Annotated in this window: 18 protein-coding genes; all 18 read right to left on the reverse strand. The window is 69.0% G+C overall.

Going from position 1 to position 9,798, the window contains the following annotated elements; genetic code table 11:
* Positions 1-35: 35 nt before the first annotated feature.
* Positions 36-254 (reverse strand): hypothetical protein, encoded by a 219-nt coding sequence (locus G5V59_RS07275; RefSeq protein ID WP_278256026.1) that lies wholly within the window; start codon positions 252-254, stop codon positions 36-38.
* Between the two features lie 57 nt (positions 255-311).
* Positions 312-620: a hypothetical protein gene (locus G5V59_RS07280; RefSeq protein WP_278256027.1), complete on the reverse strand. Its 309-nt coding sequence runs from the start codon at positions 618-620 to the stop codon at positions 312-314.
* A 23-nt stretch (positions 621-643) separates the two neighbouring features.
* A complete protein-coding gene (locus G5V59_RS07285) occupies positions 644-1,042 on the reverse strand; it encodes a hypothetical protein (protein WP_278256028.1) in 399 nt (132 codons plus the stop codon).
* Entirely contained in the window at positions 1,039-1,260 is a 222-nt protein-coding gene (locus G5V59_RS07290; RefSeq protein WP_278256029.1) for a hypothetical protein, read from the reverse strand. The genes G5V59_RS07285 and G5V59_RS07290 overlap by 4 nt, the downstream gene beginning before the upstream one ends.
* Complete coding sequence (locus G5V59_RS07295; RefSeq protein ID WP_278256030.1) at positions 1,254-1,568, reverse strand: MlaD family protein; 315 nt, start codon at positions 1,566-1,568, stop codon at positions 1,254-1,256. The genes G5V59_RS07290 and G5V59_RS07295 overlap by 7 nt, the downstream gene beginning before the upstream one ends.
* On the reverse strand, positions 1,565-1,744 hold the full coding sequence (locus G5V59_RS07300) for a hypothetical protein (protein WP_278256031.1): 180 nt from the start codon (positions 1,742-1,744) through the stop codon (positions 1,565-1,567). Before G5V59_RS07300 ends, G5V59_RS07295 begins: the two co-directional genes overlap by 4 nt.
* Before the next feature lies 1 nt (position 1,745).
* Positions 1,746-2,120, reverse strand: a complete 375-nt coding sequence (locus G5V59_RS07305) for a hypothetical protein (protein WP_278256032.1) — start codon at positions 2,118-2,120, stop codon at positions 1,746-1,748.
* Positions 2,121-2,188: 68 nt separating this feature from the next.
* Positions 2,189-2,650, reverse strand: a complete 462-nt coding sequence (locus tag G5V59_RS07310) for a hypothetical protein (RefSeq protein WP_278256033.1) — start codon at positions 2,648-2,650, stop codon at positions 2,189-2,191.
* On the reverse strand, positions 2,647-4,389 hold the full coding sequence (locus G5V59_RS07315) for an MlaD family protein (protein WP_278256034.1): 1,743 nt from the start codon (positions 4,387-4,389) through the stop codon (positions 2,647-2,649). The genes G5V59_RS07310 and G5V59_RS07315 overlap by 4 nt, the downstream gene beginning before the upstream one ends.
* Positions 4,389-5,036 carry a hypothetical protein gene (locus tag G5V59_RS07320; protein ID WP_278256035.1) on the reverse strand — a complete coding sequence of 216 codons (648 nt, stop codon included), beginning with the start codon at positions 5,034-5,036 and terminating at the stop codon, positions 4,389-4,391. The genes G5V59_RS07315 and G5V59_RS07320 overlap by 1 nt, the downstream gene beginning before the upstream one ends.
* Complete coding sequence (locus G5V59_RS07325; RefSeq protein ID WP_278256036.1) at positions 5,033-5,269, reverse strand: hypothetical protein; 237 nt, start codon at positions 5,267-5,269, stop codon at positions 5,033-5,035. Before G5V59_RS07325 ends, G5V59_RS07320 begins: the two co-directional genes overlap by 4 nt.
* Complete coding sequence (locus tag G5V59_RS07330; RefSeq protein WP_278256037.1) at positions 5,257-6,051, reverse strand: MlaD family protein; 795 nt, start codon at positions 6,049-6,051, stop codon at positions 5,257-5,259. The genes G5V59_RS07325 and G5V59_RS07330 overlap by 13 nt, the downstream gene beginning before the upstream one ends.
* On the reverse strand, positions 6,051-6,404 hold the full coding sequence (locus G5V59_RS07335; protein ID WP_278256038.1) for a hypothetical protein: 354 nt from the start codon (positions 6,402-6,404) through the stop codon (positions 6,051-6,053). The genes G5V59_RS07330 and G5V59_RS07335 overlap by 1 nt, the downstream gene beginning before the upstream one ends.
* The gene (locus tag G5V59_RS07340) at positions 6,401-7,111 is read right to left on the reverse strand and encodes an MlaD family protein (protein ID WP_278256039.1); all 711 of its coding nucleotides are present in this window, start codon (positions 7,109-7,111) and stop codon (positions 6,401-6,403) included. The genes G5V59_RS07335 and G5V59_RS07340 overlap by 4 nt, the downstream gene beginning before the upstream one ends.
* Before the next feature lies 1 nt (position 7,112).
* Entirely contained in the window at positions 7,113-7,628 is a 516-nt protein-coding gene (locus tag G5V59_RS07345; RefSeq protein ID WP_278256040.1) for an ABC transporter permease, read from the reverse strand.
* Positions 7,625-7,984, reverse strand: coding sequence for a hypothetical protein (locus G5V59_RS07350; protein WP_278256041.1), 360 nt, complete (start codon positions 7,982-7,984; stop codon positions 7,625-7,627). Before G5V59_RS07350 ends, G5V59_RS07345 begins: the two co-directional genes overlap by 4 nt.
* Positions 7,984-8,730: an ABC transporter permease gene (locus G5V59_RS07355; protein ID WP_278256042.1), complete on the reverse strand. Its 747-nt coding sequence runs from the start codon at positions 8,728-8,730 to the stop codon at positions 7,984-7,986. The genes G5V59_RS07350 and G5V59_RS07355 overlap by 1 nt, the downstream gene beginning before the upstream one ends.
* Positions 8,727-9,749 (reverse strand): hypothetical protein, encoded by a 1,023-nt coding sequence (locus G5V59_RS07360; RefSeq protein ID WP_278256043.1) that lies wholly within the window; start codon positions 9,747-9,749, stop codon positions 8,727-8,729. The genes G5V59_RS07355 and G5V59_RS07360 overlap by 4 nt, the downstream gene beginning before the upstream one ends.
* Positions 9,750-9,798: the final 49 nt, after the last annotated feature.

Raw genomic sequence — 9,798 nt, forward strand, 5'->3', positions numbered from 1 at the left:
CCACGAACGCCAATCTAGTGGTCCGCGGACGCGCGTCAGGCGCCGACCTTGTTGAGGAAGGTCAGCGAGTCGACCCGCCAGGCCTCGTCGACCTTCTTCATGACCAGCCGGATCGCCGACTCCTCGACGCTCACCTTGCCGCTGGGGTCGGTGATCCCCTGGTCGACGAAGGCGAGCACCTCGACCTGGGTGGCGTCCACGACGCGGCCCATCGCGTCGACGACCTCGCCCTTGGCCGAGGTCTTGCTCGCCACGATCGCCTTCTGCAGGTCGGCCGCGCGCTGCTCCAGGCTCGGTGCGGACCTTCTCGTTCAGCAGGCTCCTTGACCCAGGCGAAGTCGTGCTGGCCCGGCTGGTAGGAGTACGTCGTCACCTTCGTCACGAAGGCCTTGGCCGCGGTGACCGCGTCCTGGTCGGCCTTCTTCTCCGCCTGCAGGCTCCTCGACGATCTTCGCCCGGTCCTGGCCCGCCTTGACATCGGCGTCCTTGTCCCGGTTGACCTTGACCAGCCAGGCGCAGCCGACGAGGGCCACCACGAGCAGCGCCACCAGGGCGATCACGAGCGTGCTCGGCCCGGAGCCCGGCCGGGCCGACTTCTGCTCCGGTCCCTTGCTCGTCACGCTCGGCGTACCGTCGCCGCCGCTCAACGGACCGGCCCCGGAGCCTTGTCGGCACCCCGCTGCAGGAAGTCCGCGGAGCAGTGCCGGTCACGGACCAACGGCTTGCGCTCGTTGATGCGCGGGTCCAGCGCGATGGCCGAGACCGGAGAGTGGTACTCGCAGTGCTTGTAGTCGTCGGTGATGATCTTGATCCGCAGCACCCCGCCCTGCACCTTCGCCAGCAGTGAGCGCAGCCCCGGGGAGTAGTTCTGCAGCAACGCCCGCAGGTGCGGCTCGTAGGAGAGGAACATGTCGGTGAAAGTTACCCCCGTGGACAAGAAGCCCGGCAGCACCTTGTCGGCGTCGTTGACGAGCCTGGTGAGTCTCGTTGGTCGGCCCGGCCCGCGCTGGAGCAGACGGCGCAGGCTCGGGGTCGTAGTCACGCAGGAACCGGGCGAACTGCTTCGCGGACCTCGCCAGCCTGACGCAGCGAGTCGGCGTTGTCGTTGGGGATCGCGAGCACTGTGCCGGCATTGCTGATGATCCGGTCGGTCTGCGGCCACACGGCGTCGAGGGTGTCGAGGATCGCGGTGCCCTGGTCGAGGATCTTCCCCAGGTCGTCACCGGTGCCCTTGAGACCCGTGCTCAGCTCGCTCAGCACGATCCGCAGCCTTCTTGTCGTCGATCTGGCGCAGCACGTTGTTGACCGCGATCACCGTCGAGCCTGAGGCTCTTGGGCAGGTCGGTCGACTCCGCCGGGATCACGTCGCCGCTGGCGAGGAACGGCCCGCCGGCCTTCGGCGGCTGGAAGTCGAGGTACTGCTCCCCCACCGGCGAGAGGCTGCGCACCTTGGCGAGCGAGCCCTTCGGGATCTTGGTGCCCGAGGTGATCGCGACGGTCGCCTCCACGCCCTTCTTGGAGGGCACGATCTCGCGGACCTTGCCGACCTTGACCCCGCGGTAGGTCACGGCCGAGCCCTCGAAGAGCCCGCCGGTCTGGGCGAGACTCGACCTTGACCTCGACCGGTCGCGAGGTCAGCGGCTGGTCGAGCACCTGCGCGAAGATGTAGGCCAGTGCGAAGACCAGCACCATGATCACGCCGATCAGGCTCAGGTAGAGCCTTGTTGGTGATGATGTTCCGCATCTCAGCGCCCCCCTCCGAGCAGCCCGGTCAGGAGCGGGCCCAGACCCAGCGGGTCGTACCCGCCGGTCGTCGTACCGCCTGGCGAGCCGGACCTGGTCCCGGACGTGGCGCCGGAGGTGATGCCGGACTTCGTGCCCGTGGTCGTGGTCCGGCCGCCGGTCAGCCCGCTCAGCAGGCCGCCCAGACCGAGCGCCTCGAGCAGGTCCGCCGCCGGGGTGCCCGGCTTCAGGCCGAGCAGGCCGATCAGCCCCTTGAGGGTGCTACCGACCAGGTCGCCGACCTCGATGCCGTCGAGGTGGAGCGTCAGGCCGATGTTGAGGTAGTCGGTCGCCACCACCTCGTCGGCGGCGGCAGCGGCAGCGATCACCTTCTGCATCGAGGTCTCGAAGACGCCGTTGTTCTTGGCGAACTCGGCGAGGACCGGCTCGACCTCCTTGAGGAGGGTCAGCAGGCTGGTTGCGGGTCGCGTTCACCGTGCCGTTGGCGGTCTGGGCGAACTTCTCGACCTCGGCGAGCAGGGCGGTGAAGTCCGGCGTCTTCTCCCGCAGCACCTTCGCCGCCGGCGCGATCTCCCGCACCGCCCGGTTGATGGTGCCCTTGCGGCCGTTGAGCGTCTTCGACAGCGAGCCTGAGCGAGTTGAGGACCGCGTCGATGCTCGTGCTCGTGGCGTTCGCCTGGGTGAGGAACACCTTCGCCCGGTCCAGCAGGGTGCGATAGTCGCCCTCGTTGCCGTTGAGCGCGGAGTTGAGCTCCTCGGTCACCGTCTGCAGCTGCGCCAGCCCACCGCCGTTGATCAGCAGCGAGGCCTGGGCCAGGGCGTTCTCGACCGTGGGCGCCGTGTCGGTGTCCTTGAGCCCGAGCTTCGCTCCGTCGGCGAGCACCTTGCCCTGCGCCGGATTCGTCACGTCGACGAAGAGACTCGCCGAGCGGCGTGGTGTAGCGCAGCCGGGCGCGAGCACCCTCGCGCAGGCTCGGCATCGGCCTTGAGGGTCAAGGTGGCCTCGGCGGTGAAGTCGTCGACCGTGATCTCCTTGACCCGGCCCATGTCGACGCCGTTGACCTTGACCGGTGCGCCTTGGGCGAGGTTGAGTGCCTCGGCGAACTGCGCCTTGACCTCGATCGTGTCCCCCGAGACACCCGTGCCCGGGATCGGCAGGTCGCGCATGGTCGTACCGCAGCCGGTCATGACGCCCAGCGCGAGCGCCAGGACGGCGACCAGGAGTGCGCGGGTCGTGCGCAGTGTCGTCGCGCTCATCGGCCGACCGCCGTCCCGTTGAGGAGGTCGCACAGCGGCTTGAGGACGGCGTTGCTGCACACCGGCCCCAAGATGTTGCCGAGCGGCAGGACGTTGAGCGGGTCCAGCCGGACCGGCAAGGCGTTGCCCGGCATCAGGCTCCAGGTTCTGCAGCGTGAGCGGGAGTGTCCGGAGCAGACTCGGTCGACCTGGTTCTGCTTGGTGAGCAGCGTCTTCATCAACGTCGTGGTGCCGTTGACGCCCTTGACGATCTCCTCGCGGTTGTCGACCGCGAACTTCGCCACCGTGGTCACTGCCGCGTCGAGCGCGCGCAGCGTGGTCTTGAAGTTCTCCCGCTCGTCGGCGAGCAGCGACGAGGCACGCGAGACCTGCTGGATGAACGTCCGCGCTGTGCCCTGGTTGGCCGCGATCGTCGAGAGCAGGGTGTCGAGCGACTTCAGCGTCGCGGCGACGTTCTCCCGCTGCGCCGCGATCCCGTCGACCCCGTCGGCGAGCGAGTGGATGGTCTGGTTGAACAGCGGACCGCGGCCCTGCAGGGCGCTGGTGCCGGCGTCGATGAACCGCTGGACGGCCTTCGTCGTCTCCTTGTTGCCGCCAATGCCGGTGGCGAACTCGTTGAGCGCGGCGAGCACCTGGTCGAAGTCGACCGGGGTCTTGGTCTTGTCCAACCCGATCGTCGCACCGTCGGCCATCTTCTTGCCCTCGCGGTAGACCGGCGTCAGGCTCGATGTAGCGGTCGGTCGCGACCGAGCGGGCCACCACCACCGCTCCGGCGTCGGCCGGAACGGGCTGGTCGGCGTCGATCTCCATGGTGACCAGGACCTTGTCGCCCTCGGGCTCGATCGAGGTGATCTCACCGACGGTGACGCCGAGGATGCCGACGTCGTTGCCGACGAAAAGTCCCGCGGAGTCGGCGAGGTAGGCCTTGATCGTCGTCGTGCTCGCATTCGGCAGCGCGCCGCACCCGGAGGTGAGCAGCACCATGGCGACGGCGAGGAGGACGCCGACGGAGCGGAGCAGGTCGCGTGTGCGCATCATGAGCAGAGCCCCGGGATGTTCAGGCGCTTGAGAGCGCAGTCGTCGGGCAGCAGACCGGGCCCATTCTTGGGATTGATGTAGAGCGGCACGAACGGGCCGCTGCCGGTTGCGTTGGCGAGGTAGCGGAGCGCGGGTGCCATCACGTCGAGCACGTGGGTGATCTGCTTGCTCTGCCCGTTGAGCGTTGCGATGACGGTGTTGAGGTTGCGCAGTGCCGGGTTGAGCTTTGCCCTCGGTCGACTTCACCACCGCGTTCAGCGACTTCGCCAGGTCGGTGGTGGCCAGGAGCAGGCGGTGGATCGCCTCGCGGCGTGCGGTGATCTCGCTGACCACCAGGTTGGTCTGCTTCATCAGCCCGACGATGTCCTGGCTGCTGTTGGAGAGCCTGGTCGGTGACCTTGCGGGCGGAGGCGAGCAGGTCGCCGACCTGGTCCGAGCGACGCGAGATCACCTCGGAGAGCCGGGCCACGCCCTGCAGGGCCGGACCGATCTCCTGCTCGCTCGCGCCGAGGGTGCCCGCCATCGTGGTCAGTGCCTTGGCGAGGAGCTCCGGGTCGAGCTTCTCGATCGCGTCGGTGCCCTCCTCGAGCACGTCCTGGAGGTTGTAGGGCACCGAGGTGCGCTCCAGCGGGATCCGGTCGTCGGCAAGGCTGCCGCTCCCCTTCGGATCCACCTCCAGGTAGTGCGTGCCGAGCAGGGTCGCGACCTTGACCGTGGCGCTGCTGCGGGCACCGAGATCGATGCCGGAGTCGAGCGCGAAGGTGACCAGCACGTGGTCGTCCTGCAGACTCGATCCCCGTCACCTTGCCGGACTCGACGCCGTGCACCTGGACGCTCTCGCCCTTGCGCAGGCCGGCGGTGTGCTCCAGACCGGCGGTGTAGGTCTTCGTCCCGAAGTTCGCCACGCTGAGCACCAGCACCCCGGCGCCGATCAGGCCGATGACGATGATCGTGATGATGCCGATCCGCAGCGGATCGCGCTCGTTCATGGGCTTCATCGACACACCTCCCGCCACGGGCCGCCGTTCGTATTGCCCGACAGGTTGCCGACCAGCGGCACGATCGTCAGGGAGCAGACGTAGACGTTCAGCGCGTTCTGGTACGACGTGGCGCGACCCAGCGACTCGAAGATGGTGCCGAAGGCCGGGATCGTCTTGACGAGGGTGCCGCGGGAGCGGGCGAACATGTCCGCAACCGTGACCAGGCGGTCCGTCGCCTTCACCAAGGGCACCTTGACCTCCTTGAACAGCGAGCCTGGTCACCCCGACCAGCCGGCTGACGCCGTCGATGGACGCCCCGATCGACTTGCGGTCGGCGGCCAGGCCCGTCATGAGCAGGCTTCGACTCGCGGATCGTGGTGCTGATCTGGGCGTCCTGGCCGGTGAGGTTGTCGAGCACCGGCTTCAGGTTGGTCATCACGTCGCCGATCACCCCGTCGCGGTCGGCGAGGAAGTTCGTGAGCCTGGGCGGTCTGGCCGAGCAGTCTGCTCGACCGTGCCGCCCTCGCCCTGGAGCACCTTGACCAGCGAGCCTGGCCAGGGTGTTGACGTCGCCGGGCTGGAGCACCTTGAACAAGGGCTTGAAGCCGTTGAGCAGGCTCGGTGAGGTCGAACCCCGGATCGGTCTGTGCGACCGGGATCTCGGTGTTCTCCGGCAGCGCCTTGCCGCGGGTGGCGGGCTGGACCAGGCCGATGTAGCGCTGCCCGAGCAGGTTCTGGTAGCGCATGACCAGCCTTTGGTGTTGTCCAGCAGCGGCTGGTCCTTGAGCACCGCGAGCGTGATCCGGGCCCCGTCGTCGGTGGCCTCGATGTCCTTCACCTGGCCGACCCGGACGCCGGCGGCCTTGACGTCGTCGCCCTTGCGCAGGCCGTTGACGTCGGTGAAGTTCGCGGTGTAGTCGACCGTGTCCCCGCCCACGCCGTTCTGCATCGTGTTGATGAGCAGCAGGCCCAGCAGGGCACTGACGACGGCGAAGGCGGTGAACTTGATGACGATCTGACGCAGCCCGGTCATCACTCACCCCCCAGTGCGCCGAAGCCCGCGGGGCTGGTGCCGGTCGGCCGGAACCGCGGTGGGGAGGTGTAGTAGTCCGGCGGTGTCAACAGCAGGTTGCCCTCCGTCTTCACGAATCCCTCTTTGACGGCCGACGGCAGCGTGCTGCCGAGAGCGATGTTGATCGCGAAGGCGTCGGTGATGCCCGCCTTGCGGTTGTCGTAGACGGCGTCGAGCAGCGCGGCCGAGCCGTTGATGAACCTCACCAGGTTCGCCTGGTTCTTGGCGAGGAAGGCCCGGCTGGTGCGAGCGAGGTTCGTGCCGCCCGCGATCAGCGCGGAGAACGACGCCTGCTGGGTGACGATGGTGTTCATCGTGACCAGGACGTCGTCCGTGGCGTCGAGCAGGTCCGGCGCGATGTCGTTGACCAGCCTTGGTCGTCGTGGCCAGGGCCTGCAGGTCCGAGCGCACCTGCGGCATCCGCGGGTTGAGCCGGTCCAGGTAGGCGTTGAGCGTCTTGACGGTCCGTCCGATCCGGTTGCCGCGACCGGAGAGGGCCTCGGCCGCCGAGCCGATCGCCGAGGCCAGGCTCGGCCGGGCCGAGCGCGTCCACCAGGCGGTCGATGTCGTCGAGCGCCTGCTGCGACTCGAGGGTGCCCTGGGAGGCGTCCGGCTGGACCTCGGCGCCCGCCTTCAGCGAGCCGTCGGGCGCGCCGTGGACGACGAGGTCGACGAAGGTCGTGCCGAAGACGGTGGCCGGCAGGATCCGGGCGACCACGTTGCCCGGCACCCACTTCAGGTCCGAGGAGGACATCGCCATGTCGACCGTGACGTGTGCCTTGTCGTCGGAGCGGCGGATGTCGGCGACCTTGCCGACGATCACGCCGTTCATCTTCACGTCCGAGCCCGCGCGCAGCGAGCCGCCGGCGTTCGCGACGGTCGCGGTGACGTGCGGCTGGGAGCCGAACGTGCCGTTGGTCCGCAGCGTCACGAACGCGCCGATGACCGCGATCGCCACGAGGGCGATCAGCCCGCGTCGCGCGAGCCTGGTTGCGAGAGATCTCCCGTGCCATCTGCTCACCTCACCCCGAGATCCGGAAGCCCGGGTCGCCACCCCAGAACAGCAGGGTGAGGACCATGTCGAGCACGACGATGGACACGATGCTGGCGCGGATCCCGGTGCCGGTGGCCTCGCCGACAGCCTGCGGGCCGCCACCGACCTTCATGCCGTACCAGCAGTGGATCAGCGCCACGGTCAGCGCGAAGACCAGGATCTTGATGACCGAGAAGAAGATGTCACGGCCTTGGATGAAGGTGGAGAAGTAGTGGTCGTACTGGCCCGGTGACTGCCCGAACAGGAGGACGACAGAAGCCTGCGAGGCGACGTAGGAGCCGATCAGGCCGATCATGTACAGCGGCAGGATCGCGACCATGCAGGCGATCACCCGGGTCGTCACGACGTAGCGCATCGCGCTGACCGCCATCACCTCGAGGGCGTCGACCTCCTCGTGGATCTTCATCGAGCCGATCTGCGCGGTGAACCGGCAACCGACCTGGGCGCCCAGCGCGAGCGCGGCGATCAGCGGGGCGAGTCTCACGGGTGTTGGCGCTGGCGGAGATGAAGCCGGTCAGCGGCGCCAGGCCGACGATCTCGAGGCCGTTGAAGCCCTCGATGCCGATGGAGGTGCCGGCTGCGACCGAGAGCAGGATCATGACGCCGACGGTGCCGCCGCCGACCAGGATCGCACCGCTGCCCCAGGCGATGTCCTTGATCTGGCGCAGCGTCTCCTTGGGGTACATCGTCACCGTCGCCGGCACCTCGCGGAACACCTTGAGGGCGAAGGTGACGAAGTCGCCGAAGGTGGCGAGCGTCTTCATCACGCTGTCGGCCGCACCCACGACGAAGTCGGAGACGCGGGCACCGGGGCCGCGACCGAGCCTGGACCTGGGCCATCAGGCACCTCCGGGGAAGAGCATGACGTAGGCCTGGGTCAGGCCGACGTTGATGACGGCGAGCAGGATCACGCTGAGCACGACCGCCTGGTTGACCGCGTCGGCCACTCCCTTCGGGCCGCCGCGAGCGGTCAGCCCCTTGTGGGCGGAGACGATCGTGGCGACGAAGCCGAAGATGAAGGCCTTGATCTCGGCCAGGATGAAGTCGGCCGGCTGGGCGAGGCCGACGAAGGAGTCGAGATAGGTGCCGGAGGAGATCTGGCCCTGACCGACCACGATCATGAACGCCGTGGTCATCGCGGTCATCGCCACGATCACGGTCAACAGCACCGAGACGAGCAGCGCGGCGAGGATGCGCGGGGCGACCAGCCGCTGGATCGGCGAGATGCCCATCACCTTGAGCGCGTCGATCTCCTCGCGCACGGTGCGGGCACCGAGGTCGGAGCAGATCGCGGAGCCGACCGCGCCGGCGATCATCAGCGAGGTGACCAGCGGTGCGCCCTGGCGCAGCACGCCGATGCCGTTGACCGCGCCGATGAAGGACTGCGCGCCGATCTGGTTGGCCGCGGCGCCGATCTGGACCGAGGTGATGATGCCGAACGGGATCGAGACCAGGATCGTCGGCAGCAGCGAGACCCGGGTCATGAACCAGCACTGCAGCATGAACTCGGTCCAGGAGAAGCGCCGCGCGACGATGTCGGCGAAGCCCCACTGGATGGACTCCACCGCGAGCCTGACGAGTCTCACCGGTGGTGACCACCCCCGCCTTGAACCGGCCGGTGAGGTTGTCCAGGACGCTGCGTCCGGTCGTCAGGGCCGCGCTCATCCCGCCACCGCCCTCGGTACGTCGAACGCGGAGTTCGCCCGCAACGCCGCCAGCCTTGTCGCCGCTGACCCGCAGCCTGCCCCCGCAGGAGGCCGGAGACAGCGCTGAGGTGCCCGGTGACCAGCCGCAGGAAGTCGGCCGCCTCGCAGGTCACGCTCGCCTGGCAGTCCTCGGGGGGCACGGCGCCGGCCGCCTCCCCCGCGAGGACGGTCGCCTGACCGTCGCTGAGTCGGAGCACGTAACGGTCCACCTCTCCGTCAGGGCGCCCGGTCAGGCAGAAGCCGACCGTGACCTGGACGCCGGCGGCCTTGCGGCCGTTCAGGAAGGACGGCATGCGCGCGAAGATCTCGTCGAGCACGACCGGCCGGAAGTCCGACGCCAGCACCGACCGGAGGTGGTCGGCGGGGACGCCGGTGAGGACCCGCGAGACATCCACCGGGTCGATGTCGCGGACGTCGACCGGCGTCCCCATGACCGGGGCGGTGCCGTCGACGGCGAAGAGCGAGGCCAGCGCGAGGGCGAGATCGCTCGCGCCGTGGAACCGGATCTGATCACCGAGGTAGGCGACGGCCACGTCGAGTCGGCCGGCGACGAGCCGCAGCAGCTCGCCGCGCGGTCCCGGTGACGACCACGTCCGGCGTCCCGCTGATGGGGCCGTGGTGCAGGTCCACGGTGCACCCCGCACCGCTGGGCAGGCTCCCAGCGCACGCGGCCGTGCGTCCGGGCCAGCCTGGCCGGGGATCGCGAGCTCGCCCACGCGCGTCAGCAAGCCCACGACCAGCGCCTGCTCACGCTCCGCGGTGGCCGTGCACGCCTGGATCTCCTCGTCGGAAGCCGCGCGGATCGCGCTCACCAGTGCGGCGGCGTCGGCGCTCGCCAGCAGGGTCGCGAGGTCGCCGGCCCTCGCCTCCCCCAGGGCAGCCAACATCTGCGCGCCCATGCCTCACCTCTGTCGTTCCCGCCGGGAGCCCACCCGGGGCAGCCCCGAT

The organism is Nocardioides convexus (assembly GCF_011090295.1).